Genomic DNA, 26,644 nt, shown 5'->3' with positions numbered 1-26,644 from the left:
GTGGCTGACTACATCGGCGCCATCGACCAGGGGACGACGAGCTCGCGCTTCATCGTCTTCGACAAGGACGGCAACATCGTCACGGTCGACCAGCGCGAGCACGAGCAGATCACGCCGAAGGCGGGCTGGGTCGAGCACGACCCGAAGGAGGTCTGGACGCGCACCCGCGAGGTGATCGGCGGCGCGCTCGCGAACTCCAAGCTCGAGGCGGGGGACATCGCGGCGGTCGGCATCACCAACCAGCGCGAGACGACGGTGGTCTGGGACCGCAAGACGGGGGACCCGGTCTACAACGCGATCGTCTGGCAGGACACACGCACCGACAAGATCGTCCGTGAGCTCGGCGAGGCCGACGTGGTGCGCGAGGCCACCGGCCTGCCGCTGTCGACCTACTTCAGCGGCCCGAAGATCAAGTGGATCCTCGACAACGTCGACGGCGCCCGCGAGCGGGCCGAGAAGGGCGAGCTGGCCTTCGGAACGATGGACAGCTGGGTGATCTGGAACCTCACCGGCGGCGAGCAGCACATCACCGACGTCACCAACGCGAGCCGCACGCTGTTGATGAACCTCGAGACGGGGGACTGGCACGAGCCGAGCCTCGAGCTGATGGGCATCCCGCGCTCGATGCTGCCGGAGATCAAGTCCAGCTCCGAGCACTACGGCGACGTCAAGGGCACCGCGATCGGCGGCACGCCGATCGCCGGCATCCTCGGCGATCAGCAGGCGGCGCTGTTCGGCCAGACGTGCTTCGACCGCGGGGACGCCAAGAACACGTACGGCACGGGCTCGTTCCTGCTCGTCAACACGGGTGAGGAGCTCGTCCGCACCGAGAAGCTGCTCACCACCGCCGCCTACAAGCTCGGCGACGGCAAGCTGAACTACGCGTTGGAAGGCTCGATCGCGGTCACCGGCGCGCTCATCCAGTGGCTCCGCGACCGGCTGAAGATCATCGACACGGCGCCCGAGGTGCAGGACCTGGCGAAGACCGTCGAGGACAACGGCGGCGTGTACTTCGTGCCCGCCTTCAGCGGCCTGTTCGCGCCGTACTGGCGCGACGACGCCCGCGGCGTGATCGTCGGCCTCACCGCGTACGCCAACCGCGGCCACATCGCTCGCGCGGCGCTGGAGGCCGCGGCCTGGCAGTCACGCGAGGTGGTGGACGCCGCCAACGAGGTCGCCGACGTCCCGTTCACCGATCTGCGGGTCGACGGCGGCATGACCGGCAACGACCTGCTGATGCAGTTCCAGGCCGACGTGCTCGGCGTGCCGGTGATCCGGCCGAAGGTGACCGAGACGACCGCGCTCGGCGCCGCCTACGCCGCCGGGCTGGCGACCGGCTTCTGGTCCGACCAGGACGAGCTGCGCGAGCGCTGGGCCGAGGACAAGCGCTGGGAGCCGCAGCTCGACGAGGAAACGCGCGAGCAGGAGTACGCCCGTTGGAAGAAGGCCGTCGAGAGGACCCTAGATTGGGTTGAGTGAGAACGATCGGAGTACGTCACGCGGGTGCGACCACGATCGACGGCGAGGACGCCGTCTACGAGATCGGGTCGCTGACCAAGCCGTTCACCGCGCGGCTGCTCCGGCTGCTCGTCGAAGACGGGGTCGTCGGCTATGACGACCCCGTCCTCGGGCCGCCGGTCTCCGGCCGCCCGTTCACGCTGCGGGAGCTGGCCGAGCACCGCTCCGGGCTACCGCGGCTCCCGCGCAGGCTCGAGCGCTGGAACCGCAAGGACCCGTACGCGCAGTTCACCGCCGACCGCATGCCCGAGGTGATCGCCGCGACCGCACCCAAGCGCGCGCCCGGAGGGAAGGTCGTCTACTCCAACTACGGCTACGGCCTGCTCGGCCACGTCCTCGCGGAGGCCGCCGGCACGACGTACACGGAGCTCGTCCGCACGCGCATCACCGCGCCACTCGGGATGACGCGGACCGGCCTGGACACGCCCGGCCTCGTCCAGGGGCACACGTTCTCCGGCCGCCCGACCCCGCCGTGGGACCTCGCCGCGCTCGCCGGCGCCGGCGGCCTGCGCTCGACCGCGAGCGACATGCTGCGCTTCCTCGCGGCCGAAGGGGAGCAGCCGTCGCTCGCCTGGTTCAAGGCGCCGGGCAAGCGGCTGATGCACATGCACGACGGCGGGACCGGCGGCTTCCGCTCCTTCGCGCTGATCAAGGGCGACAGCGCCGTGATCGCGCTCAACAACCAGGCCCGCCGCGTGAACGGGGCGGCGTTCAAGGCGCTGAGGACGGCGGAGGCGAGTACGCCGGCCCTTCCGGCGTAGACGTGTTCGGCTCCGCGGCCGCCGCCGCGGTGCCGACCTTCGCCGGCAGCGAGACGGCCTGCTCCAGGGACAGCAGGTGGTCGAGGATCGCCTGGCCGCGCAGCTGGGCGGCGGCCTGGGCGCGCACCCAGGCGTCAATGCCCGCCAGGTCCGCCGCGCTGAGCGCCGGGCCGAGCTGCGCCTGCGCGCGCAGCGCGCCGATGCCGTTCGTCATCGCCGTCCGCAGCTGCCCGATCTGGCCGGCCAGCTCGCCGCGGATGAGCGCGAGCGCCGCCGAGTCCTTGACGGCCTCGGCCAGTGGCCCCTTGGAGACCGCCATCCAGCGCCGCAGCTCCTTGGCCAGCCTGTCCATCTTCGCCGCGCTCATCCCGGTGACCGCGACGTCGCGGCCGAGGATCTCGACGACGCGGCCGCCGTGCTTGCCGAGGTCCTTGATCGCGTTGATCAGCGCCGGTCCCTCGACCCCGCCCACGATCGACGCGAACGCCCGGTCGAGGAAGGGGCCTTCACCCAGGATCGAGGTGAAGCGCTGGCCGGGCCAGATGGTCGCCGCCGCCGGGTCGATCTTCACGCCGGCCTCGGCCAGTTTCTCCAGGTCGCTCTTCGCGCCCGGGTTGGCCGGTGGGCGTTCGGTGACCCACTTGCGGATCGAGCCGCCGGTGCCGTACATCGTGTCGCTCGAGGCGAGCACCTCGGCCTGCGTCCGGCCGATCTTCTGGATCAGGGCGGCCTTCTGGGCCTCCGAGCCGCCGTCGGCCTCGAGCTTGGCCAGCGCGGCGGACCAGTCGTCCATGCGCTGGTTGAGCGCGCCGATCTGCTCCTTGCTCAGCGGCTTGAACGTGCCGTCGGCGCGCGCCTTGGACAGCGCCTCCTCGAACAGCGCGGCCTCGCGCTCGATCGCCGCCCGCGCCTGGGGGGAGAGGCCCTTGACGACGTCCTGCAGGTGCATGCGGGCCGGGTTCACCGCCGCGTCGAGGTCGAGCACGGTCTCCAGCTCGGCGCGGGAGACGCCCGCCCGCCGGGCGATGTACTCCAGCGCGCGGTCGGCCTGCTGGGCGGCCTCGGCGCCCACGGTCGAGATGTCCACGTCGGAGGTGGCGGCCGCGGTGCCGGTCTGGACGGCCTTGGACTCGCCCTTGGACGCGGTCTCCATCCACAGCTGCATGTCGCGCACGAGCGACGAGCGCCACGCGTCCAGCTCGGTCGCGATCGGGTGGCCCTCGCCGAGCGTCTTGGTGACGGTCTTCCAGCCGCCGGCGCGGCGCAGCGCGCCCGCGTAGCCGAACTGGTCGATCGCGGCGCGCATCGTCGCCGACTGCTGGCCGGGATCGAGCTTGGCGAAGTCGACGAGGTTGGCGAGCAGGCCGTCGAGCGCGTCCTTGCCCATGCCGCCGGCCGCCAGCAGGCGCTTGCCCGCGTCGCTCTCTGAGCCGACGATCCCCGCGAGCTCCTCGGCGCTCTTGCCGGAGGCCTTGACCGTCGCCTCGATGCCGGCCTCGCCGAGCGACTTCTCGATCGCGAGCCGCTTCAGCCCGAGGTCCGCGCCGCTCAGCGCCTCCGACAGCCCCGCGGTGCCCATCTTGGCCGCGCCCGCCTCGGCCGCCTCGAGCAGCTTGGCCGCCGGCCCACCGAGCTTGTTCATGGCGCCCACGACGCCGACCGCGCCGTCGATGAACGCCAGCGCCGAGTCCATCACGGCCTGGAAGAGCGCGCTGTCGACCTGCTCCTGGGTGACGATGTCGTTGCGCGCGTCGCCCGTGTGCGCGTCGATCGCCTTGGCCTTGTCCAGGTAGTCCTCGATCGAGATCGCGGCGTTGCCGACGCTCGCCCCGATGCCGACGGCCACCGCGATGAACGTCGCCATGCCGGCGGTCGCGAACTCGGCGACCAGGAAGGCCGCGGCCGAGAGCCCGCCGAGCGCCAGCGAGCGCAGGACCTTGCCCATCTCGTGGCCCTCGACGTCGCGCGCGATGATCGCCTTCTCGAGCTCGCCCGCGAACGGCCCGGTGGCCATCAGCTGCTGATGGACCGGGATGAAGTCGCGGTAGTCGAGGTCGTCGCCGACGAGCGGCACCGCCTCGTCGATCTTCGTGCCCATCTTCGTCATCGCGCCCCCGAGCTGGGCACGCGCCTGCTTGGTGTCCTGCTTGGCGAAGTCCTTGGCCGCGCCCGCCTCGCCGTTGGTGACGATCGCGTACACGGCCGGCGAGTCGGCGAGCACCTTCTTGATCGCCTTGTCGAGCGTGTCGTAGTGCTGCTTGACCTCGTCGTAGGCCTTGTAGTCGCCGTCCATGGCGCCCTTCGGCGGGCCCTTGATGTGCGGCGGAGCGTCCGGGTCGAAGTAGGCGTCGACCTCGACCTCGGTGTCGAAGTCGCGCCGGTAGCCGCCACTGCGCCGCTTGAGGTTGCGCCCGACCTTGATGCCCTTGGCCTTGGTCATGCCCTCCTGCCAGAGCGCGACCTGCTCGGCGAGCACCTGGGCCTTGCGCACCGCGTGGTCTTGGTCGGCGGTCGTCTCGGCCGCCTCGGCCTCCGTGTTCGCGGTGACGCCGACCGCCTCCATCTGCGCGGTCACGTAGTCGCGGTTGGCCTGCAGGTTGCCGAGCACGCGCCCCTCGACCGCGGCCTTGAAGCGCTCGCGGACGCCGTCGAAGGCCTCGTGCCCGAGCAGGCTCGGGTCGCGCTTGACGGTCCGCATGAACAGGGCCGTGTTGGCCTTGGCGACCGCCTCGAGGTCGGGCATCGACTCCCACACGACGGTCGCGCCGAACGCGCCGCCCTGCGTGCCCAGCAGCCGGTCGATCTCGGCCAGCTTCTCGGCGGTCGACGCCGTCGGCAGGTCGATCTCGATGCCGTGCTTGAACTCCTTGAGGTCGCTGAGGATGCTGCGCGAGAGCATCCGTGCGACGCTCGCGTTCCCCGAGCCCGCGCTCAGCGAGCGGACGGCGGCGGCACGTTGGTCGGTGCCCATCCGGGCGAGCGAGCCGGCCCGTCCGACGAGCGGCACGACCGGCATCGGCGCGGCGGCGCCGGGCGCCGCGGTCGGGGCCGACTGGGGTACGGCCTCGACGTCACGCTGGCTCACGCTGCCGAATCTACGGCGGCGGTGAGCGTCCGGTCAATGCGCTCGACCGCCGTCTTCGGTGCGGTTGCCCGTACTTACACGAGCGCGCCGTGGTCGGCGAGGAAGCGCTCGAGCGCGGCGGCCTCGAGCGGCGGCGCGAAAAGATAGCCCTGGGCGCGGTCGCAGCCGAGCTCGCGCAGGCGCTCCAGCTGGCGTTCCTCCTCGACGCCCTCGGCGATCGTCACCAGGCCGAGGCTGCGGCCGAGCGCGACGAGTGTTGAGATCAGCGGGTCGTTCTGCTCGCTCGCGGCGATGAACGTCCGGTCGATCTTGAGCGCGGTGACCGGGAACTGCTGCAGGTAGGCGAGCGACGAGTAGCCGGTGCCGAAGTCGTCGATCGCGATCCGCAGGCCGAAGCGGCGCAGCTCGTGCAGGACCTGCGCGGCGGACTCGGCGTCGCGCATCAGCGCGGTCTCGGTGATCTCCAGCGTCAGCAGGTCGGGGTCGAGCCCGGAGCGCACGAGCGCCTGGTGGACCGTGTTCACGAGCGTGGGATCGTCGAGCTGGCGGGCGGACACGTTGACCGACACGCGCGTCGGCATGCCGGCCTGCGCCCACTGCGCGGCCTGCTCGCACGCGGTGTCCAGCACCCATGCGCCGACTTCGACGATCACGCCCGACTCCTCGGCCAGCGCGATGAACTCGGTCGGCGGGATCAGCCCGCGCGTCGGGTGCTGCCAGCGCAGGAGCGCCTCCGCGGCCTTGACCTCACCGTTCGCCAGCTCCAGGATCGGCTGGTAGACGAGGAACAGCTCGCCGCGGCGGGCCGCGCCGCGCAGGTCGGACTCCAGCTCGAGCCGCTCGTGCGCGGCGATGTGCATCTCGTGGCGGAACTCGGCGTAGCGGTTGCGCCCGGCGCCCTTGGCCTCGTAGAGCGCGATGTCGGCGTCGCGCAGGAGGTCCTTGGCGGCCTCGCGGTCGCCCGTGGCGATCCCGACGCTGGCGGTGATGGTGACGGGGCTGCCGGTGCCGATCGCGAACGGCTCGCGCAGCACGTCGACGATCCGCTCGGCGATCTTCTCCGCGCCGCCCTCGACCAGCACGACGAACTCGTCGCCGCCGAGCCGGCCGATCGTGTCCGTCTCGCGCAGCACGTTCTTGATCCGCGTGGCCACCACGCACAGCAGCTCGTCGCCGACCGGGTGCCCGAACGTGTCGTTGACGCCCTTGAAGCCGTCGAGGTCGATGAACATCGCGGACACGTCGACGCCGGACCGGCGGGCGTGCCGGAGCATCTGCTCCGTGCGGTCCATGATCAGCGCGCGGTTGGGCAGGCCGGTGAGCGCGTCGTGCAGCGCCTGGTGGCGCAGCTGACCCGTCTTCTCCTCGACCATCCGGAGCGCGTGGGCGCGGCCGCGGACGAGCACCTGGACGAGCAGGAACGTGAGCAGGCCGAGCGCGAGCCCGACGACCAGCACGACCGCACCCTGCGTCTCCGGGTCACCGATCCCGTCCGGCTCGGCGCCGGCGATCGTGACCGTCCAACGGCCGTCGGCCTCGACGGACTCGCGGCGCGTGATCGGGTCGCCGGCCGTCGCCGCCTTGCCGACCTGGGCGACCGAGCTGCTGTGCATCGTCTCCGAGAGCGTGCGGAAGGCCGCGCCGGCGCCGGTCGGGATCCGGTACTCGGGCACCGCCGCCTGCTCGCGCTCGAGGCTCACGGCGACGCCGTCGACCCGCGCGATCGCGGACTCCAGGATCGGCTCGGCGTCGAACAGGCCGATGATCCAGCCGGTCGCGTGCGCGCGGCGCGACTCGGGCCCGTACGGGACGCCGCCGCCCTCGTAGACCGGGGCGATCACCTCGAACATCTCGTGTCCGTGGCTGGACTTGACGACGAACGCGCTGAACTCGCCCGAGTCGCGCGTCTCGCCGAGGAGCTTGGTGAGCTGGCAGAGGTCCAGCCCGGGCACCGTAAGCTCGGTCATGGTCTCCGCCATGCCGGGACCGGCGACGCTGAGCTTCGGCAGGCAGTAGTAGGGGCGGTCGCCTTCGGGGTAGATGTCGGCGCGCCGCTCGCGCACCAGCTCGACGTAGCTGAAGCCCGCCACGCCCGCGAACCGCTGGTCGACGCCCATCGAGCGGTACCAGCGCTTGAACTCGGCGTCGGTCATCTCCGGGCGCGAGCCGAGCAGCGTGCGCGCGGCGAGCGTGAGGTCGTCCATCCGGCGCACGGCCGTGGTCACCGACGCGCCGATCGACGCGGCCTGGGCGCTGAAGGCCTGGTCGTTCTGGCGCTTGACCTGCCCCCGCCACAGCCACGCCGTCGTGCCCGCGATCAGGACGAACACGGCAAGCAGCAGCCAAGCCGTCCCGGTCCGGGCCGTGTTGGTCCTCCTGGCGATCCGTCGCGTGCTCGGCACCGACCCGGGTAGTCGGCCGCATGAGAGGACGCTTGATCGTCTACGTGTCGAGTGCGGCGAACTCGCCCTGCGGGCTCGGTCGCTGCCGAGTACTCGCCTTACGGCTCGCACTCGCGGGCGCGTTTCAGCTGTCGAGGGCGGCCGCGCGCAGACGCGCGTTCGCGAGTTCTTCCTCCGCGTTCCAGCGCAGCTCCTGCAGCAGGTCACGGCCCTGCATCGAGGCCAGGAAGGTCTGCTCCATCAGCTGGGCGAGCTGCGAGGCGCGCGTTTGCGCCAGCCGGTGCTCGGCGTGCTCGACGGCCGCCGCGAGCGCGGGCGCGGCGGCGCCCGCCGGACTCGTCAGCGCGTACGGCGACGTCTCCCACTGGCGCACGAGGTTGCCGATCGCGTCCGCATCGCCGGCCGCGTAGGCCTGGTTGAGCTGCTTCATGAACGCCTCCGCGTGCCCGCGGCCGGCGGCGTCGGGCTGCAGGTCGGGGTGCATGCGCTTCGCGGCGTCGCGGAACAGCGTCTTGAGGTCCTCGCTCGGCGGCGATGCGGCCGGCGCGGGCACGGCCGCCATCGGGGCGGTCCTCGTCCCTTCTGCCCGCGGGACCCGGAGCCCCCTGGGCGAGGGGTCCGAGCGAAGCGAGCCCTCTGGGCGAGGCTTCGCCCGTGCCAGCCGCGCCTGCAGCTCCTGTACCTGCACGTCGATCACGCCGACGCGGCGCAGGTACTCGGCGTGGAACGCCTCCAGCTCGCTCAGCAGCGTCGCGTGCTCGACCTCGAGCTCCGCGAGCCGGTCGCGGGGGTCAGGCGCGGCCACGGGCGAGGTCGAGCAGCCGGCCGAGGATCCGCCCGCCGTCGACGCGCAGCCCGTTGTGCTCGTACTCGTTGGTGATCCAGGGGGTGAAGTTCGGGAAGCGGCGGACGGTCTGCTCGGAGAACCGGAAGTCGACGTACAGGTCCTCGGTGTAGACCGCCGCGGCGACCGGCACCTCGTTGGCGCTCAGCACGTCCTCGTCGAACAGCCGCGGCCACTCGTGGTGGGCGAGCGTCTCGGCCGTCTGCGCGAGCGAGCCCTCGAACATCCACGGCAGGATGTGCTCGGACGTGAAGTACTCGGGCGGCATCTCCGGCCGGGTGCGCTGCGCCGACCAGTGGGTGGCGAAGCCGTCGGCCCAGCAGGCCTCGTGCAGCAGCCCGTAGATCGGGTTGCGCTCGATCCCGAGGATGTCCCGCGCGTCGGCGCGGAAGGCGGGGGAGCCCGCCGGCAGCTCCAGCAGGTGGTGCACGCGCTCGAAGCCGTCGCTCATGCCGAGCCAGTTGCCGACGCTGCGGATGCGCTCACCCTCCGTCTCCAGGAGCGCGCGCATCCGCGCGCGGTCCTCGGGATAGCGCTCGTAGTAGCGGCGGCTGCGCTCCATGATCCGCTGCCAGGTGGCGCCGAAGATCTCGTCGACGTGGACGCCGATGCCGGGCACGCCACCCGTGATGATCGCCTCGCGCAGGCCCTGGGGCGCGAACGAGAGGTACGTGAGCGCGGTGATTCCGCCGAAGCTCTGGCCGAGCACGGTCCACGGCTCCGAGCCGAGCGCGGTGCGCAGGTGCTCGCAGTCGCGGACGATGCTGTCGGCGCGGAAGTGCGTCAGGTACTCCGCCGACTCGAGGCCGCTCACCGGCGTGGACCGTCCCGTGCCGCGCTGGTCGAGCAGCAGCACGCGGAACTCCTCGAGCGCCCGGTCCAGCCAGCCCGGGCCGCGCGGGCTGCCGGTCGGCCGCGGGGACTCGAACCCGGGGCCGCCCTGCAGATAGACCAGCCACGGCCGGTCGCGCCCGTCAGGGTCGGCGACCTCGCGTGCGAAGACGGTGATCGTCTCGCCGTCGGGCCGGGCGTGGTCGAGTGGGACCTCGAGCTCGTGCTCGGCGACGAACAACCCGGGGATCATGCCGCCTCCAAGAAGGTCCAGAACTGCGTGCTCCAGCGTTCGTAGGCGTCGATCGGCGGGAAGTGGCCGGACTCCTCGTAGATGGTCGCCTCCACGGTCCCGCCGAGCGCCGCGTAGTCGTCGAGCACGGCACGGATCTGGGCGACCATCGGCTGCGGCGGGAAGTGCTCGTCGCCGGGCCAGCCGGGGATCGCGCCCGCCGAGCCGAGCGTGCCCATCTCCCACGGCGAGCCGTCGGCGATGACGCGGTCCTGCGCGCCGTGCGTCCACAGGATCGGCGGCTTGGGGTCGAGGTCGACGATGTCCGCCCAGCGGCAGTACTTGGGGGAGAGGGCGTTGAGGATGCCGCGCGTGCCCGGTGCGACGCCCGGCCAGTGCTCGGACGTGCCCGAGTCCCCGGGGTAGCCGTCGTCCCCGGTCAGCGACTTGAGGATCTCGCCGAGCAGCAGCTCCTCGCGCTCCGGCGGCTCGCGGTGCCCGACGCGCCAGTACGACGTGTTCATCACGTTGCGCGGGGCCGTGTCGCCCTCAGCCGACCGGTCGCCGGCGGCCACCCGCGCGGTGAACTCCGGGTTGCCGGTGCCGCCGCCCGAGCCGGCGAAGTCGTCGAAGTGCGGCGTCCCGTCGAGCCCGACGCCGCCGAACCCGTAGGGGCTCACCGGGTCGATGAACGTCAGCGACGCGACCGGACCGTGCTCGAGCGCGTAGTGCGCGATCGCCGCGCCGCCGGTGCTCCAGCCGGCGAGGTGCGGCGCGGCCGTGATGCCCAGCGCGCGCAGCAGCGCGTGCGTGTCGTCGGACCAGTCGCGCAGGCCGCGCGTGGCGTCCAGCGGCGCCCGCTCGGTGTCCCCGAACCCGCGCATGTCGGGCGCGATCAGCCGGTAGCGCTCCGGCGCGTCCGCGAACAGGTGCTCGTAGAAGCGGCCGGTCGAGAGGTTGCCGTGGAGGAGGACGACCGGGACGCCGTCCTCGGGCCCGGACTCGTGGACCTGCATCTCGAGGCGGTCCGTTGCGACACGGAATGAGCGCATCGCGCGAGACTATCCCGCGATGGACCGCGTGGTGCTCACGACTCCGACGCTCGACGACGAGGACGAGTTCCTCACCGCCAACCACCTCAGCCGCGCGTTCCACCGGCCGTGGGCGTACAACCCGCTGACGCCCGACGACTACCGCAGCTACGTCCGCGCCCTCGGCCCGCGCAAGGTCGGCTACTTCGCGCGCCGGCGCAGCGATCGCGCGCTCCTCGGCTGGTTGAACCTGTCCGAGATCGTGCGCGGCAACTTCCACAGCGCCTACCTCGGCTACTGCGGCTACGCCGCGCACACGGGCCAGGGCTACATGACCGAGGCGCTCGCGCTCGTGCTCCGCGAGGCGTTCGTCACCCAGCACCTGCACCGCGTGGAGGCGAACATCCAGCCGGGCAACGGGCCGTCGATCGCGCTCGTCAAGCGGCTCGGGTTCGAGCTCGAGGGGATGTCCCCGCGGTACCTGAAGATCGGTGGGCGCTGGCGCGATCATGAGCGCTGGGCGCTACGTGCGGAGACATGGCGCGGCCGTCACGGATAACGTTCGCCATCCACGGGGAAGAGGAGAGCCAATGTCGTCAGTGAACGGTTCGGGTGAGGGGCACGGAGCATCGGTCAAGCGGGTCGAGGATCCGCCGTTCCTGCGCGGCGCGCGCCCGTACACCGACGATCTCCGCAATGCCGACGCCCTGTACGCCGTGTTCGTGCGCTCGGGCATCGCCCACGGCACGATCACGAACATCGACGTCAGCGAGGCCGCGGCCGCGCCCGGCGTGGTCGGCGTCTACACGGCCGCGGACCTGAACCTGGCGCCCTTCCCGACCGCCGGGCCGCCCGTGGACACGCCGGAGCAGATGCGCCGCCCGGTGCTCGCGTCCGACCGCGTGCGCTTCATCGGCGAGCCGGTCGCGGTCGTCGTCGCCGAGACGCGCGAGCAGGCCGTCGACGCCGCGCAGGCGGTGTGGGTCGACTACGAGGACCTGCCCGTCGTCGTCGACATGACCAAGGCGCTGGCCGACGACGCGCCGCTCCTGTTCCCGGACGCGCCGAACGGCAACCTCGCCGCCGCCGGGCCGACCGGCGACGACGCGCTCGCGGACGCCGAGGTGCGCGTCAGCGCGCGGCTCGTCAACCAGCGGATCGCCGCCGTGCCGATGGAGCCGGGCGCCGCGCTCGCCCAGCCCGACCCGGACACGGGCGGCTTCATCCTCTACACGCCCAGCCAGGGCCCGCACGCCTACCGCGACACGATCTGCAAGTCGACGGGGCTCGACGAAGACCAGCTGCGCGTGATCTCGACCGCGACCGGCGGCGGCTTCGGCGCGCGCATCGCCTGCTATCCGGAGCAGATCGTCGTCGTCGCGCTCGCCCGCACCCTCGGCCGCGCGGTGCGCTACGTCGAGACGCGCTCGGAGACGATGCTGGAGATGCAGCACGGCCGCGCGCAGGTGCAGGACATTGAGATCGGCGGCACGCGCGACGGCCAGGTCACCGGGCTCAAGGTCCGCGTGATCGCGGACGCGGGCGCCTATCCGGCCGACGCGGCGCTGATGCCGATGCTGACCGGGCTGATGTCGAGCGGCGTCTACGAGATCCCGAAGATCGACTACCACTTCGACTGCGTGGTCACGAACACCACGCCGATCGGCGCCTACCGCGGCGCGGGCCGCCCGGAGGCGACGGCGCTCGTGGAGCGCGCGATCGACCTGTTCGCGGCCGAGATCGGGATGGACCCGGCCGAGGTCCGGCGCAAGAACTTCATCACCGAGTTCCCGCACCAGACCGTGATGGGCGCCAACTACGACTCGGGCGAGTACCACGCGGCGCTCGACAAGTGCCTGGCCAACGCGGGCTACGAGGCGCTGCGCGCCGACCAGGCGGCGCGCCGTGAGCGCGGCGACGTCCGGCAGCTCGGCCTCGGGCTGTGCTCCTACGTCGAGTGGACGGGCTTCGGCTCCGAGCTCGGCACGGTGACCGTCGAGGAGGACGGCACGGTGACGGTGCTCTCCGGCACCTCGTCGCACGGGCAGGGGCACGAGACGTCGTACGCGCAGCTCGTCGCGGGCACGCTCGGGATCCCGATGAAGGACATCAAGATCGTGCAGTCGGACACCGGGCGGGTGAAGACCGGCATGGGCACGGCGGGCTCGCGGTCGCTGCAGATCGGCGGCACCGCGGTGCAGAACGCGACCGACGACGTGCTCGACAAGGCCAAGCGGCTCGCCGCGCACCTGCTCGAGGCCGACGCGGGGGACATCCAGGTCGTCCACGGCGAGGGCCTGTCGGTGGCGGGCTCGCCGGCGTCGGCGATCGCCTGGGCCGAGCTCGCCCGCGCCGCCGCGGACCCGGCGCGCCGGCCCGAGGGCTTCGAGGACGGGTTGTCGGCCGAGAACACCTTCGCCACGCCGGACGCGACGTACCCGTACGGCACGCACCTCGCGGTCGTCGAGGTGGACACGGAGACCGGCATGGTCGACCTCGTCCGCCACATCACCGTCGACGACGCCGGCCGGATCGCGAACCCACTGCTCGTCGAGGGCCAGGTCCACGGCGGCATCGCGCAGGGCGTCGCCCAGGCGCTGTTCGAGGAGATCGCCTTCGACGAGGACGGCAACAACGTCACCGGCTCGCTGGCCAGCTACGCGATCCCGAGCGCCGGCGACCTGCCGACGTTCGAGACCGAGCGCACGCAGACGCCGACGCCCCGCAACCCGCTCGGGGCGAAGGGCATCGGCGAAGCCGGCGCGATCGGCGCGACGCCGGCCGTCTGGAACGCGGTGATCGACGCGCTGTCGCACCTGGGCGTGCGCAACATCGACATGCCCGCGACGCCACAGCGCGTCTGGACGGCGATCAGCGAGGCTGCAGCGTAAGGCGGCGCAGCGCGCGGCGCGGGCGGCCTTCGCCCGCGCCCAGCTGACGCGCGCGCCGGCGGAGCAGCTCGACGGCGTCCGCGCTGCGGGTGAACGGGTCGGCGACGGCGGTGCCGTTGCGGGCGGAGATGGCGGCGATCAGGCGGCCGCCCTCTTCGGCGAGCAGCAGCGGAGCGGCGGGTACGACGCTCGAGTCGAGCTGGGCTAGACGCTCGACGGCGGCCTGGTCCTGGGCGTTGGCGAAGCGGATCGTGGTGTTCATGAGCCGTATGTTCGGCCGCCACCACGATCATGTCCAATGATGAGTTGAATGGCATGACATAATGCTCGCTAATGCTCGATCTCAAGCTCCTCACCACCTTCCGTGAGGTCGCCGTGCGCGGGTCGTTCAGCGAGGCGGCCGCGGCACTCGACTTCACCCAGCCCGCGGTGTCCCAGCACATCTCGCGCCTGGAGACCGCGCTCGGCACGCGCGTGCTCGAGCGCAGCGCCCGCGGCGTGACGCTCACGCCGGCGGGGGAGGTGCTCGTGCGCCACGCGTCCGCGCTGCTCGAGTCGGCGCGCCGGGCGGAGGAGGCCGTGCGCGACGCGGCGGGCATCGGACGGGCGCAGGTGCGCGTGGCGGCGTTCAACTCCGCCGCGGCCGGGCTGCTCCCGGGCGCGACGCGCGAGCTGCGCAAGACCCGCCCGGATGCGGAGCTGGCGCTGCAGGTGATGGAGGACGTGCCGGGGATCGAGGCGCTGCTGGCCGGCCGCGTGGACGTCGCGCTGATCGTGCAGTCGCCCCTGTCGCCGACGGCGCCCCGGGCCGGCGCCGAGTACCTGCCGATCTGCGACGACGAGATGCGCGTGGCGGTCGCCGCCGACCATCCGCTGGCGACGCGCGCCTCGGTGACGCTCGAGGAGCTGCGCGACGAGCCGTGGCTGATCACCGAGGTCGCCGGCACGTGCGCCGACTCCAACGTGGTGCTGCACGCGTTCCGCGACGCCGGCTACGAGCCGCGCGTGAGCTTCGCGTCCGAGGACTACCAGGCGCTGCAGGGCATGGCCGCGTCGGGCATCGGCGTCGCGCTGATCCCGACGCTCGCGCTCGTGAGCTCCCGCTCGGACGTGGTCGTGCTGCCCGTGCGCGGGCGCGCGCCGTCCCGCCAGGTCGTCGCGGTGGCGCGCTCGGGCGAGGAGAACCCGCTCGTCGACCACATGGTCGAGGCGCTTCGGTCGGCGGCTCGGGCCCTGGCCGGGCGGCCCGCGCTGGCCGCGGTGGCCTAGGCCTTCGCGGCGAGCTTCTCGGCCAGCTCGGCGGCGATCTCGTCCTCGGGACGGTCGCCGTCGACGCGCAGGAGGACGCCCCGCTGCTGGTAGTAGTCGACGAGCGGCTCGGTGTCGGCCGCGTAGTGGCGCAGGCGCTCGGCGATCACCTCCGGCCGGTCGTCGGCGCGGCCGCGGCCCAGCAGGCGCCGGGTGACGACCTCGTCGGGCACGTCGAGGTAGACGACGACGTCGAAGTCGACGCCCTCGGTCTGGGAGAGCTTGCGCGGGAAGCCGTCCAGCACGTAGTTCTCGCGGGTGGCGAGGATGGGGCGGATGGCCTCGGTGACGATCGCATCAGGTGCGAGCTCGCCGCGCTTGAGGTAGCCGTCGACCTCGCGGCCGAGCGGCGTGTCCTCGGCGACGGCGGCGCGCAGCAGGTCGCCGGACGAGATGTGCTCGACCCCCAACGTCCGGGCCAGGCGCGTGCCCTGGGTTCCCTTGCCGCCGCCGGGCGGCGCGAGCATCAGCACTCTCATCGACATCGGACCCGACCCTAGCGCCTTGTCGGCCAGCTCGAACATGGGTGTGCGGTGAGCCACATTTCTCTGCGGCGGTGGGCGGCGGATGATGGTCAGCATGCGCTTTCGTGACCGGTTGCCGCAGGCCGTGGGCGACGACCTCTTCCTCACCGACGGCGGCATCGAGACCGTCCTGATCTTCCACGAAGGGCTCGACCTGCCGCTCTTCGCCGCCTTCGACCTGCTCTCCGACGAGGCGGGCACGGCGGCGCTGCGCGCCTACTACGAGCCGTACGTGACGCTCGCGGCGCAGGTCGGCGCGGGCTTCGTGGCCGAGACGCCGACGTGGCGGGCCGGCCCGCGCTGGGCGGGCGAGCTGGGCTACGGGCTCGACGACCTCGACCGCTTCAACCGCCGGGCGGTGGCGCTGATGGAGGAGCTGCGCGACCGGCACGACCGCGTGGTGATCAGCGGCTGCGTCGGCCCGGCGGACGACGGCTACCAGCCGGGCGAGCGCCTGTCGGAGACGGCGGCCGAGGCGTACCACAGCGTCCAGGTCGGCACGTTCGCCGACACGGCCGCGGACATGGTGTGCGCGATCACGATGACCTACGCCGAGGAGGCGATCGGCGTGACGCGCGCCGCCGTGCGCGCCGGGCTGCCGGTGGCGATCTCCTTCACGGTCGAGACCGACGGCCGCCTGCCCTCGGGGCAGTCGCTGGGGGAGGCGATCGTGCACGTCGACGCCGCCACGGGCGCCGCGCCCGCCTACTACATGATCAACTGCGCGCACCCGACGCACTTCGAGGCCGCGCTCGACGGCCCGTGGGTCGAGCGGGTACGCGGCCTGCGCGCCAACGCCTCACGGCTCAGCCACGCGGAGCTGGACGCCGCGACCGAGCTCGACGCGGGCGACCCGCAGGACCTCGCCGCCCGCTACGCGGCGTTGGCCGCGCGCCTGCCGCGGCTCAACGTCCTCGGCGGCTGCTGCGGCACCGATCACCGCCACGTCGCCGCGATCGCCGGCGCGTGGCGAACCTAAAGGCCCTGGGGCTTCATCTACGCGCCCAGCCGGACCAGAGGCCGGGCGGCGGGTCGTCCTCGTCGTCGTGGCCGCGATGGCGGTCGTCGTCGTCCCACCGGGTCGGCGGGCCGCTCGACGGGGGCGGCGTCCACAGCGGACGGGGCGGAAGCGGCTCGGTATGCGCCTCGGAGGCGGGCACCCAGCGCGAACGCTCCTCGGTCGGCGGCGTCCAGGCGGCGTGCTCGGCCGAGGGCGGCGCCCACGTCGACCGGGGCGGCGCGGGCGCCGGCGCGGGCTGGCCGTAGGGCGTCCACATCGGCGCGGTCGGCTCGGGCTCGGCCACCGGCGCGGCGACCGACGGGGCGGCGTGCTTGCGCTGCCAGTTGTCGAGCAGCATGAAGACGACGCCGCCGACGACGGCGGCAAGGGCGATGGCCAGCGCGACTTCCACGTCCCCTAGCGTAGTTATCTTGCGGCGATGGACGACGCCGACCTCCTTCAGCGGCTGCGCGCCGGTGACGAGACGGCGTTCGCCGAGCTGGTCGACCGGTACGGCCCGCTGATGTTGCGGATCGCGCGCAGCCACGTCCCGAGCCAGGCGGTCGCGGAGGACGTCGTGCAGGAGGCGTGGCTCGGCGTCCTGCAGGGCCTCGACCGCTTCGAGGGCCGCTCGAGCCTGAAGACCTGGATCGCCACGATCGTGGCCAACCGCGCCCGGACGCGCGGGGAGCGTGAGCGGCGCAGCGTCCCGCTGTCCGCGTTCGAAGCCGAGGACGGCGGCCCGACCGTCGACCCGGCGCGCTTCACCGCCGACGGCGCCTGGGGCGTCCCGCCGACCGCCTTCCCCGAGGAGCGCCTGCTCGCGGCGGAGACGCTCGAGCACGTCGAGGCCGCGATCGCCGCGCTCCCGCCACGCCAGCAGGAGGTGATCGTCCTGCGCGACCTGAGGGCTGGACGCCCGAGGACGTCAGCACCGCCCTCGGCCTCAGCGACGGCAACCAGCGCGTGCTGCTGCACCGCGCCCGCGCCAAGGTGCGCGATCAGCTCGAGCACTACTTCGACGAGGAGGCCGCATGATCCGCTGCCGGGAGCTCGTGGAGCTCGTCACGGCCTACCTCGACGGTGTGCTACCCGCACAGGAGCGCGAGCGCGTCGACCTGCATCTCGCCGGCTGCGACGGCTGTACGGCCTATCTGGCGCAGATCCGCGCCACGATCGCGGTGCTCGGGCGAGCCGGCGAAAGCTGACATTAATGCCCCTCAAGTTGGCAGACGGGTGTCCGATGAACGGATCAAGATGCCCGGACCGAACAGAAAGCCGACCCTCGCCCAGATCGCCGCGCTCGCTGGCGCCGGCGCCACGGCCGCGGCGGCGGCTTCTGTGGCCCGCGCGCAGCGTCGTGTCCTCTCGGCGAGCACACCGACCCCCGCCGCCGCGCCCGTGCCGGCGGGTGGGCAGTTCGCCACCGACAGCGCGTTCGTCGCGCTGATCGAGGCCGTCGCCGCGGCGACGGCCAAGGTCGACAACGTCGACGACACCCTCCTCGCCTGCATCGAGCACGTCTGCCGCTGGACCGGCTGGCCCGTCGGCCACGTGTACATCGCCGGCAAGGAGGACCACGACCCCCTCAAGCCGTCGCACCTGTGGCACCTCGGCCACCCGACGAAGTTCGAGGCCTTCCGCGCCGTCACCGAGACGATGGCGCTGCCCAGCGGCATCGGCCTGCCGGGCCGCGTCGCCGCGACCGGCCGCCCCGCCTGGGTCGTCGACGTCCAGTGCGACCCGAACTTCCCGCGCGCGGAGGTCGCCACCGAGGTGGGCCTCAAGGGCGCGTTCTGCTTCCCGATCCCGATCGGCGATCGCACCTTCGCCGTCATCGAGTGCTTCTCGGTCAACGCCGTCACGCCGGACGACCGCCTGCTCGAGGTCACCGCGCACATCGGCCGCCAGCTCGGCCGCGTGATCGCCGCCGCGCAGCTCGCCGAGGCGCTCAAGGAGTCCGAGCAGCGCTTCCGCTCGGTCGCCGAGTCGGCCACCGACGCGATCGTCGCCGCCGACCAGAACGGCGACATCATCTCCTGGAACCGCGGCGCCGAGCTGATGTTCGGCTACTGCGAGGACGAGGTCGACGGCAAGGCGCTCTCGGTCCTCATGCCCGAGCGCTTCCGCCCGATGCACGACGCCGGCATCAAGCGCGTCGCCGAGGGCGGCCGCGCCGCCGCGCGCCTGATCGGCCAGACCGTCGAGGTCGTCGGCCTGCGCAAGGACGGCCGCGAGTTCCCGCTCGAGCTCTCGCTCGCGATGTGGGAGAACGGCGACCAGCGCTTCTTCAGCGGAATCATCCGCGACATCTCCGAGCGCAAGAAGGCCGAGGAGAAGCTCAAGGCCGTGCTCGAGACCGCGCCGGACCCGATCGTCGAGGTCGGCCCGGACGGCACCATCCAGATGGCCAACGCGCGCACGGACAAGCTGTTCGGCTACGACCGCGAGCAGATCGAGGGCCGCCCCGTCGAGGAGCTGTTCGCCGAGCGCACGCGCACGATCGTCGCCGAGCGCTTCCGCGCCGTGCTGCAGAGCAAGGCCAAGGACTCCCAGGTCGCGCTCGGCATGGGCCTCGAGCTGTGGGGCCAGCGCAAGGACGGCACCGAGTTCCCGGTCGACGTCACGGTCTCCCCGCTGCAGACCGACGAGGGCACCGTCCTCACCGCGATCATCCGCGACATCACCGAGCGCAAGCGCTTCGAGAACCAGCTCCAGCACCTCGCCGACCACGACGCGCTGACCGAGCTGTTCAACCGCCGCCGCTTCGACCAGGAGCTCGCCGAGTTCGTCGCCTACGCCGCCCGCTACGGCGGCCAGGGCGCGATGTACCTGCTCGACCTGGACCGCTTCAAGTACGTCAACGACACGCGCGGCCACAAGGCCGGCGACGAGGTCATCCGCGCGGTCGGCCGCGCGCTGCACGACTCCGTCCGCAAGACGGACGTCGTCGCCCGCCTCGGCGGCGACGAGTTCGCCGTGCTCCTGCGCGACGCCGACCGCGACACCGCGGAGCGCATCGCCGAGGGCATGCTCGAGACGATCCGCGAGCGTCGCCTGCCGCTCGAGGGCAAGGCGATCTCGATGACCACCTCGATCGGCATCGTCTGCTTCGGCGACGAGGAACCGCGCCCCGAGGACCTGATGGTCAGCGCCGACCTCGCGATGTACGCCGCCAAGGAGGCCGGCGGCAACCGCTACCACGTCGCCACCAGCGACGGCGGCGAGTACGTCTCCGGCATGCAGGTCCGCCTCAACTGGGCCGACCAGATCCGCCGCGCGCTCGACGAGGACCGCTTCGTCCTGTACTGCCAGCCGATCCTCGAGCTCGCGAGCGACAAGGTCACCCAGTACGAGCTGCTGCTGCGCATGATCGGCGACGACGGCGAGATCGTCATGCCCGCCGCGTTCATCGACACGGCCGAGCGCTTCGGGCTGATCCAGGAGATCGACCAGTGGGTCGCCAAGAAGGCCATCCACCTGCTCGCCGAGCACGACGTGCGCCTCGAGGTCAACGTCAGCGGCAAGTCGATGGGCGACCTGGCCATCCCGGAGCTGGTGGAGCGTGAGATCGCCGCCACCGGCATCGACCCCGGCCGCCTGGTGTTCGAGATCACCGAGACCGCCGCGATCGCGAACATGGAGCAGGCGCGCGCGTTCGCCGAGCGCCTCACGCGCCTCGGCTGCCGCTTCGCGCTGGACGACTTCGGCGCCGGCTTCTCGAGCTTCTACTACCTCAAGTACCTGCCGCTCGACTACCTGAAGATCGACGGGGACTTCATCCGCTCGCTCACCTCGAGCGTCACCGACCAGCTCGTCGTCAAGTCGATGGTCGACATCGCCCGCGGCATGGGCATGAAGACGATCGCCGAGTTCGTGGAGGCGCCGGAGACGGTCGCGATGCTCCGCGAGAAGGGCGTCGACTACTCGCAGGGCTACTACCACGGCGCGCCGCGCCCGGTGGTGGCCGAGTTCGAGTCGGCGAGACGCACGCCCGGCCGTCTGGAGGTCGCCCGATGAGCGGTGACCACCGTCCCGGCTCCGGCGGCGAGCACGACCTGCAGGACAAGTTCGGCACGACCAAGCGCGCCAACGCGTTCTACGACAACCAGGTCCTCGCCCACCTGACGCCGCTCATGCGCGAGTTCCTCGAGCGGATGACGATGTGCTTCATCGCCACCTCGGACGCGCACGGCGAGTGCGACAACTCGTTCCGCGCCGGCCCTCCCGGGTTCGTGCGCGTGATCGACGAGAAGACCGTCATGTGGCCCGAGTACAAGGGCAACGGCGTGATGGCGTCGATGGGCAACATCTCCGAGAACCCGTACGTCGGCATGCTGTTCGTCGACTTCTTCGAGACCCAGGTCGGGCTCCACATCAACGGCACGGCGACCATCGTCGAGAACGCCGCGATCGAGGCCTTCGCGTCGCTGTTCGACCGGCTGCCGTTCGCGACCGGGCTCGTGGTGGCCGAAGACGCCAAGAAGTCGCCCGAGCGCTGGGTCGTCGTGCAGATCGACGAGGCGTACATCCACTGCTCCAAGCACATCCCGGCACTGCGGGAGAAGCCGGAGGGCGAGGACACCGGCCGCCGCGCCGGCGACGTGTTCAAGGCCAAGAACGAGGACCGGGCGTGGCTCGCTCCGGCCGTCGAGGAGCCCGTCATCGGCGAGGTCACGCTCGCCGAGGTGGCCGAGCCGGACCCGACGCACTCCGCGTCGGGCCGGCCGTTGCCGCTGCCGCTCAGGAAGTAGGCGCTGGGTGGGCGCGGCCGGCTTCGCCGGCGCGTGCCCACTTCGGCTTGGGAATCGCTTCGCGGATTCCCTAGGCCCGCAGCAGGGGCGCGGTGAGGCAGGTCGGCCCGCCGTCGCCCTTGAGGGAGAGGTCCGTGCCGTCGTAGGCGTGGACCTCGACGCCCTTGGCCTCGAGCGCCTGGCGCACCTTCGGCGCGCCGTCCACGACGACGACCACGCCTGGCCGCACCGGCAGGATGTTGCAGCCCATCGCGTGGTAGCTCTCCTCGTCGATCGTGATCCACTCGATCCCGCGCGCCTTGAGGTCCTGCAGCAGGCGGACGGGCGCGAGCGGCTCGAAGACGACGTAGAGGTCCTCGGTCGCGGCGCTCAGGAACGACTGCAGGTGCAGGACGTAGTCGGGGCCCTGGTCGTGCGGCATGTCGTACGTCTCGACGTGGATGCCCTCGGGCGCCAGCAGCTCCTGCAGCGCCGCCGCGCCACGCCGGTTGGTGCGGTAGCCGAGCCCGATGGCGACGGTGCGGTCGTCGAGGTAGAAGTGGTCGCCGCCGTCGAGGTAGGCGTCGCCCTCGAGCGTGCCGAGGACCGGGATGCCGAGGCGCTCGAACTCCGCGCGGGCGTGGCCCGGCTCGGTCTGGCGGACGGTCTTGGCCATGTTGAGCGCGACCGCACCGCTACCGCTGACGAGCGACGAGTCGTGCATGTACACCGCGTCGACGAGCTCGGGCAGCGCGTCGGCGACGATGACCTCCACCCCGAGGCCGTCGAGCAGCTCGACGAGCTGCTCGTGCTGGCGCTCGAGCGTGGCGGCGTCCGGCGTGCGCCAGCCCGCCCCGTCCCAGTCGCCGGTCGTCGCGGGCTTGCGGACGAGGACGCGCTGAAGCGGGGCGACCATGGAGGTGACGCCGAAGGAAGCGGAGGTCATGCCGCTATTTCAGCGGATGACGCCCAGGTTCAACGTGTAGGTGGCTCCGGGCAGCTCGTCGCCCTTGTTCGGCGCGCCTCCGACGACGCCGACGCCGAGCTCGCGGAACGCGCTGTTGAGCATGTTCTTCTTGTGGCCGGCGCTGTTGAGCCACTCGTCGACGAGCGCGTTCGGCGCCGCCCGCTGGCCCGTGCCCCAGCCGAGGTTCTCCCCGACGCGCCAGCCGTCACCGGGCTCGCCGTAGCCCGCGTCGCGGACGCGGTCGCCGACCGTCTTGCCGCCGGGGCTGGTGTGGTCGAAGTAGTTGCGCTTGATCATGTCGCGCGAGTGGCCGCGCGCGGCCTTCGCCAGCTCGCTGTCGCGCTTGAGGGTCTTCAGGCCGCGGCTCGCCCGCTCGGCGTTCACGAGGCAGACGACCGCGTCCGCGGCCTGCTCGACCTTGGCCGGCGTGTCCGGCACCTCCATCGCGCCTGGACATCGGTCGGCACCGGTCGCGGAGTGGGCATCGGCGGTCAGCAGCGAGCAGGTCGCGGTGAGTGAGACGGCAGCCGTGGTCAGCGGCCGTGTGAGCGCGGTCGTGAGCATGGGGTTGACGCCCTCCCGGCGTCGAGCGCCCGGCGCGGACGCGCGGGCGCGGAAGATCGGCCCGGTCTCCGGGCGTGGCGTGTGTCTCGCCGGCGCCGGGACTCCTCGGTCAGCGGCGGCGTAGTGTTCGGCTACCCGACAATCTGGACGCGATCACTTAAACCTCGGCACCGTCCAGTCGTCGAGTTTCTGGGGCCAGCGACCGCGTCAGGCGAACGCCGGCCGTGCGCTTTGCGTGACCCCGGACATCGCTGGGGGGAACACCGTTCTGCGACGGTCCCGCGTGCCCGGGGCCACGCAAGACGCACGGCCAGTGTCGACTACATCAACATTCTTGCGATTCCGCGACGGTTGCGCCCAGGCCGGTGACCGTCCACCGCGCCCCGTCGGCGCGCAGCTGCCACGTCACCCGGAACCGCCGCGGCCCGTCACACCCCTTATCGCGCGCGACGAGCATGTGTGTCACGGACGTTCGCGAGCCGTGGTCCTCGACGGCCAGCGCGCGCGGCGTCGACGAGAGCGTCGCCGCGTACCCCGCCTTCCACCGCGCGTACGGGCCGAGCGCGGCCTGCACGCCGGGTGAGAGCTTCGCCCACGCCTCCGCGAACCGCTGCCGGTCGAGGTCGCGGTAGTAGCCGCGCACGAACGCGCGGGCGGACGGCCGCGCGGGCGCGTCGGCACGCGCAGCGGGCGGCGCGGACAAGTCGTCGCCGCGCTCGTCCTCTCCGGCCGCGGTGTCGCCGCGCGCGTCGTTCCCGGTCGCGGTCGCGAGCTGGTCGCGTGGCGTGCTCGTCGTGTCGGCCGGCGGCGTGCTCGGCAGCATCCGGGCCGGTGCGGTGATCGCTCCCGTGAGCGTCGCGAGCACGGCCAGCATGGCCAGCGTGAGCGCGCCGGCGAGGCGCGTGAGGCGCAGGCCGCCCGGGGTGCGGCGGTCGCGGTGGACGAGCGCGCCGACGAGCAGGAGCGCGAACGGCGCCGCGAGCACGGCGTGGCCCGAGAGCGGCCAGGCTAGGGCCGCGATCAGCGTCAGCAGGACGGTCGTCGGCCGCATCGGCGCCCAGCCGCGGGTGACGAGCAGGAGGGCCGCGGCGTTGCCGACCGCGAAGCCGACGGTGACCAGGACGAGCGACGGGCCGCCGACGTCGAGGTGCTGGGCGCCGACGGCGAACATGCGGACCGCGAGGAGCAGCAGGACGCCGACCCCGGCGAAGCCCGCGGCCAGCAGCGCGAGGAGGGCACCGGCCGCCGCCGTGCGGGCGGCGGCGGCCGGTAGTGGGTGGGCTGGTGCTGCCGGCTCGTCGGGCGGCGTCGCCGCATGGTCAATCGCGGCGGACTCGTCGGCAGCGGTCGGACCCGGTGTCGCCTCGCCGGTCCGGGGGGGGAAGGGCGATGGTCGGCGACACTGCGCGACGATCTCAGCCTCGCGCGCGGGTCGCCAGTGACGGACGAGCAGCCAAGCGCGCGGACCGCGTTGCCCGAAAGGGCAACGCGGCCGCTCAGGAGCCCCGATAGGTGCTGTACGCCCAGGGCGAGACGAGCAGCGGCACGTGGTACCTGGCGGCCGCGTCGGCGATCCGGAAGCGCACGGGCACGCGGTCGAGGAACTCGCGCTCGCCGAAGTAGTCGCCGACGGCGAACAGCAGCTCGAACTCGCCCGCGCCGACGTCGCCGAAGGCGTGCCGGCCGTCCGCATCGGTCGTCGCCTCCTCGACCAGCCGTCCGTCGCGGCGGAGCTCGAGCCGCACGCCCGCCGCGGGGCGGCCGGCGACCGTGTCCAGCACGTGCGTCGAGAGGCTCATCGCGCGTCCTCCAGCCGCAGGCGGGCGATCTTCGCGATCTCGCCGAGCGCCGTCGCGATCTCCTGCTCGCGCGTGTTGCCCAGCCGGCGGTCCGCGTCGGCCAGGATCGACTCCGGCGAGCCGTGCTCGCGCACGCAGACGACGAACGGGATGCCGAAGCGGTCGCGGTAGGCGGCGTTCGTGGCCATGAAGCGCTCGTACTGCGCCTGCGGGAGCCGGTCCAGCCCGAGCCCGGCCTGCTCGGACCGCGAGTGCTCGGTGAGGACGCCGACCTTCTCACCGAGGTCGGGATGTGCGCGGATGAGGGCGAGCTGCTCCGCTTCGGAGGCCGCGTACACCGCGTCGCGCAGGGCGTCGGCGACGTCGCCGTCGGCCAGCCCGGGCCGGAACGCGCGCTCGGCGACCCACGGCGAGTGCTCGTAGAGCGCGCCGTAGCGCGCCACGAACGCCTCGCGCTCGCTCAACGCCAGCGGCACGAGCGCGAACGCGTCGACGTCCACGAGCCCCTGGTCGGTGATCTTCAGCGAGGGGATGACCGAGAGCGCGAGGAAGGACAGCGTCATGAACGGCGCGTCGATCTCGACGCCCATCCCGCGCAGCGTCGCCTGGAGCGCTTCGAGCGCTTCCGCGACCTCCTCGAGCGGCGCGTCGGCCAGCAGCCCCGCGATCGGCAGCGCCAGCTCGCCCACCACCTCACCGTCGCGCGCCACGACGAGCCCGCCGCCGAGCGCCTGCGCCCGCGCAGCGCACAGCGCCATGTCGCCGTCGTCGACGCCGACCACGACGAGGTTGTGGGCGTCGTGGGCGACGGTCGAGGCGAACGCGCCGGAGTGCAGCGCGAAGCCGCGCACGTAGCCGAGCCCGACGCGCCCGGTGGCCTGGTGGCGCTCGATCACGGCGATCTTCGCGAGGTCGGCGTCACCGACCCGGCCCACGCCCGCGCCGGTGATGAGCTGTCCCGACTGCACCTCGATCACGCGCACCCAGCCGGACGTGCCGGTGTCGAAGGACACTGGCACCGAGCGCATCGTGTCCCGCAGCGCGCCCGGCACGCCGGCGCCGTACTCGGGCTCGCGACCGTCCTTGAGCACGAGGGAGGCGCGGAACTCCGTGAGGTCGTCGAGCAGGGCCAGGTCGGCGACGTAGCCGGGCGCCACGGCGCCACGGTCGAGCAGCCCGTGCGCCCGCGCGCCGTGCAGCGAGGCCATCACGAGCACGTCCTCGGGAGCGACGCCCTCGCCGACGGCGACCCGGCACATCTGGTCGATGTGCCCCTCGCGGTAGAGGAAGTCGGGCTCGCGGTCGTCGGTGCAGAACGCGCAGTACTCGGGCCCGTGCTCGCGCACCATCGCCAGCAGCGTCCGCAGGTTGCGGGCGTTGGAGGCCTCGCGGATCAGCACCCACATGCCGGCACGGCGCTTCTCCAGCGCCTCCTCGGCGGTGAAGGCCTCGTGGTCGGTCGTGATCCCGGCCGCGACGTAGGCGTTCAGCGCCCGCCCGCGCACACCGGGCGCGTGCCCGTCGCGGTGGGACGCGACCATCGTCGCCAGCACGTCCGGGTCACCGGCGATGACGCCCGGGAAGTTCATCAGCTCCGCGACGCCCAGCGCCCGCGGGTGCTCGAGCACCCGCCGCATCTCGTCGGGGCCGAACGGCCCGCACGGCGACTCGAACGGCGAGGCCGGCACGCAGGACGGCGCCATCACGAACACGTCGAGCGGCAGGTCCTCGGTGGCGCCGAGCAGCCAGTCGACGCCCTCGACGCCCGCCACGTTGGCGATCTCGTGCGGGTCGCACACCACGGCGGTCGTCCCGCGCGGCACGACCGCCCGCGCGAACTCGGTCGGCACGAGCTTGGCCGACTCCAGATGCACGTGCGCGTCGATGAATCCGGGCACGAGGTACCGGCCGGCGGCGTCGATCCGCGCACCGCCGTCGTAGCGCCCGATGCCCGCGATCTTCCCGCCGTGGAGCGCGACGTCGCCGTCCAGCCACTCGCGCGTGAACGCCGAGAACACGCGCGCGCCGGTGATGACGGTGTCCGGCTCGGCGTCGCCCCGGGCGACCGCGATCAGGCGCTCCACGCTGGCACCCTAGCGCTGCGCGAGCACGAGCCCGCTGGGCGAGCGCTCGCCGCGACGCGAGCCGTCAGGC

The 26,644-nt window shown here is 72.6% G+C and carries 22 protein-coding genes and 1 pseudogene; 10 read left to right on the top strand and 13 right to left on the bottom strand.

The features are described from left to right. Both glpK and C8N24_RS32420 read left to right on the top strand, forming a co-directional pair. Positions 1 to 1,479: a glycerol kinase GlpK gene (gene glpK / locus C8N24_RS32425; RefSeq protein WP_121258436.1), complete on the top strand. Its 1,479-nt coding sequence runs from the start codon at positions 1 to 3 to the stop codon at positions 1,477 to 1,479. After that, complete coding sequence (locus tag C8N24_RS32420) at positions 1,476 to 2,279, top strand: serine hydrolase domain-containing protein (RefSeq protein WP_121258434.1); 804 nt, start codon at positions 1,476 to 1,478, stop codon at positions 2,277 to 2,279. The genes glpK and C8N24_RS32420 overlap by 4 nt, the downstream gene beginning before the upstream one ends. On the opposite strand, the gene C8N24_RS32415 is transcribed toward C8N24_RS32420, so the two are convergent. The 5 genes from C8N24_RS32415 to C8N24_RS32395 all read right to left on the bottom strand — a co-directional run bounded on the left by C8N24_RS32415 (position 2,230) and on the right by C8N24_RS32395 (position 10,725). Beyond that, positions 2,230 to 5,364, bottom strand: a complete 3,135-nt coding sequence (locus tag C8N24_RS32415; protein ID WP_121258432.1) for a hypothetical protein — start codon at positions 5,362 to 5,364, stop codon at positions 2,230 to 2,232. The genes C8N24_RS32420 and C8N24_RS32415 overlap by 50 nt on opposite strands. A gap of 74 nt (positions 5,365 to 5,438) precedes the next feature. Continuing rightward, a complete protein-coding gene (locus C8N24_RS32410) occupies positions 5,439 to 7,694 on the bottom strand; it encodes a bifunctional diguanylate cyclase/phosphodiesterase (RefSeq protein ID WP_121258430.1) in 2,256 nt (751 codons plus the stop codon). 196 nt (positions 7,695 to 7,890) lie between these two features. Further along, positions 7,891 to 8,571, bottom strand: coding sequence for a J domain-containing protein (locus C8N24_RS32405; protein ID WP_121258428.1), 681 nt, complete (start codon positions 8,569 to 8,571; stop codon positions 7,891 to 7,893). Then, complete coding sequence (locus tag C8N24_RS32400) at positions 8,558 to 9,694, bottom strand: alpha/beta fold hydrolase (protein ID WP_121258426.1); 1,137 nt, start codon at positions 9,692 to 9,694, stop codon at positions 8,558 to 8,560. Before C8N24_RS32400 ends, C8N24_RS32405 begins: the two co-directional genes overlap by 14 nt. Beyond that, a complete protein-coding gene (locus C8N24_RS32395; RefSeq protein ID WP_170179578.1) occupies positions 9,691 to 10,725 on the bottom strand; it encodes an alpha/beta fold hydrolase in 1,035 nt (344 codons plus the stop codon). Before C8N24_RS32395 ends, C8N24_RS32400 begins: the two co-directional genes overlap by 4 nt. A 19-nt stretch (positions 10,726 to 10,744) precedes the next feature. Here C8N24_RS32395 and C8N24_RS32390 point away from each other — a divergent pair, with 19 nt between their 5' ends. Beyond that, the gene (locus C8N24_RS32390) at positions 10,745 to 11,263 is read left to right on the top strand and encodes a GNAT family N-acetyltransferase (RefSeq protein WP_121258715.1); all 519 of its coding nucleotides are present in this window, start codon (positions 10,745 to 10,747) and stop codon (positions 11,261 to 11,263) included. Between the two features lie 31 nt (positions 11,264 to 11,294). After that, positions 11,295 to 13,595, top strand: a complete 2,301-nt coding sequence (locus C8N24_RS32385) for a xanthine dehydrogenase family protein molybdopterin-binding subunit (protein WP_170179577.1) — start codon at positions 11,295 to 11,297, stop codon at positions 13,593 to 13,595. On the opposite strand, the gene C8N24_RS32380 is transcribed toward C8N24_RS32385, so the two are convergent. Continuing rightward, the gene (locus C8N24_RS32380; protein ID WP_121258422.1) at positions 13,576 to 13,857 is read right to left on the bottom strand and encodes a hypothetical protein; all 282 of its coding nucleotides are present in this window, start codon (positions 13,855 to 13,857) and stop codon (positions 13,576 to 13,578) included. The genes C8N24_RS32385 and C8N24_RS32380 overlap by 20 nt on opposite strands. 71 nt (positions 13,858 to 13,928) lie before the next feature. On the opposite strand from C8N24_RS32380, the gene C8N24_RS32375 reads away from it, so the two are divergent. Beyond that, entirely contained in the window at positions 13,929 to 14,864 is a 936-nt protein-coding gene (locus C8N24_RS32375) for a LysR family transcriptional regulator (protein WP_121258420.1), read from the top strand. Here the strand turns inward: C8N24_RS32375 and C8N24_RS32370 are convergent. Further along, complete coding sequence (locus C8N24_RS32370; RefSeq protein ID WP_211340246.1) at positions 14,861 to 15,388, bottom strand: adenylate kinase family protein; 528 nt, start codon at positions 15,386 to 15,388, stop codon at positions 14,861 to 14,863. The genes C8N24_RS32375 and C8N24_RS32370 overlap by 4 nt on opposite strands. A 94-nt stretch (positions 15,389 to 15,482) precedes the next feature. Here C8N24_RS32370 and C8N24_RS32365 point away from each other — a divergent pair, with 94 nt between their 5' ends. Further along, positions 15,483 to 16,406 (top strand): homocysteine S-methyltransferase family protein, encoded by a 924-nt coding sequence (locus tag C8N24_RS32365; protein WP_211340245.1) that lies wholly within the window; start codon positions 15,483 to 15,485, stop codon positions 16,404 to 16,406. A 13-nt stretch (positions 16,407 to 16,419) separates the two neighbouring features. Here the strand turns inward: C8N24_RS32365 and C8N24_RS32360 are convergent, their stop codons facing one another. Continuing rightward, positions 16,420 to 16,839 carry a hypothetical protein gene (locus tag C8N24_RS32360; RefSeq protein WP_121258416.1) on the bottom strand — a complete coding sequence of 140 codons (420 nt, stop codon included), beginning with the start codon at positions 16,837 to 16,839 and terminating at the stop codon, positions 16,420 to 16,422. A gap of 27 nt (positions 16,840 to 16,866) precedes the next feature. On the opposite strand from C8N24_RS32360, the pseudogene C8N24_RS35655 reads away from it, so the two are divergent. From C8N24_RS35655 to C8N24_RS32340, 4 genes and pseudogenes are all read left to right on the top strand, one after another. Next, a pseudogene (locus C8N24_RS35655) lies at positions 16,867 to 17,274 on the top strand (RNA polymerase sigma factor); the annotation flags it as partial. A gap of 187 nt (positions 17,275 to 17,461) precedes the next feature. After that, positions 17,462 to 17,635: an anti-sigma factor family protein gene (locus C8N24_RS32350; RefSeq protein WP_121258414.1), complete on the top strand. Its 174-nt coding sequence runs from the start codon at positions 17,462 to 17,464 to the stop codon at positions 17,633 to 17,635. A 49-nt stretch (positions 17,636 to 17,684) separates the two neighbouring features. Beyond that, on the top strand, positions 17,685 to 20,447 hold the full coding sequence (locus tag C8N24_RS32345) for an EAL domain-containing protein (protein ID WP_121258411.1): 2,763 nt from the start codon (positions 17,685 to 17,687) through the stop codon (positions 20,445 to 20,447). Next, positions 20,444 to 21,181, top strand: a complete 738-nt coding sequence (locus tag C8N24_RS32340) for a pyridoxamine 5'-phosphate oxidase family protein (RefSeq protein WP_121258409.1) — start codon at positions 20,444 to 20,446, stop codon at positions 21,179 to 21,181. The genes C8N24_RS32345 and C8N24_RS32340 overlap by 4 nt, the downstream gene beginning before the upstream one ends. A gap of 70 nt (positions 21,182 to 21,251) precedes the next feature. Here C8N24_RS32340 and C8N24_RS32335 read toward each other — a convergent pair whose 3' ends face one another. The 5 genes from C8N24_RS32335 to ade all read right to left on the bottom strand — a co-directional run bounded on the left by C8N24_RS32335 (position 21,252) and on the right by ade (position 26,574). Then, positions 21,252 to 22,106, bottom strand: coding sequence for a dimethylarginine dimethylaminohydrolase family protein (locus C8N24_RS32335; RefSeq protein WP_121258407.1), 855 nt, complete (start codon positions 22,104 to 22,106; stop codon positions 21,252 to 21,254). Positions 22,107 to 22,115: 9 nt separating this feature from the next. Next, positions 22,116 to 22,691: a CAP domain-containing protein gene (locus C8N24_RS32330; protein ID WP_121258405.1), complete on the bottom strand. Its 576-nt coding sequence runs from the start codon at positions 22,689 to 22,691 to the stop codon at positions 22,116 to 22,118. 325 nt (positions 22,692 to 23,016) lie between these two features. Continuing rightward, the gene (locus C8N24_RS32325) at positions 23,017 to 23,862 is read right to left on the bottom strand and encodes a hypothetical protein (RefSeq protein WP_121258403.1); all 846 of its coding nucleotides are present in this window, start codon (positions 23,860 to 23,862) and stop codon (positions 23,017 to 23,019) included. Positions 23,863 to 24,187: 325 nt separating this feature from the next. Beyond that, positions 24,188 to 24,490, bottom strand: coding sequence for a hydroxyisourate hydrolase (uraH, locus tag C8N24_RS32320; protein WP_121258401.1), 303 nt, complete (start codon positions 24,488 to 24,490; stop codon positions 24,188 to 24,190). Beyond that, positions 24,487 to 26,574: an adenine deaminase gene (gene ade, locus C8N24_RS32315; RefSeq protein ID WP_211340244.1), complete on the bottom strand. Its 2,088-nt coding sequence runs from the start codon at positions 26,572 to 26,574 to the stop codon at positions 24,487 to 24,489. The genes uraH and ade overlap by 4 nt, the downstream gene beginning before the upstream one ends. Between the last annotated feature and the right edge of the window lie 70 nt (positions 26,575 to 26,644).

It is taken from the genome of Solirubrobacter pauli, assembly GCF_003633755.1.
GTDB classification, from domain to species: domain Bacteria; phylum Actinomycetota; class Thermoleophilia; order Solirubrobacterales; family Solirubrobacteraceae; genus Solirubrobacter; species Solirubrobacter pauli.
Note: the sequence above shows the minus strand (reverse complement) of the source record. Positions and strands in the feature narration are given on the sequence as shown.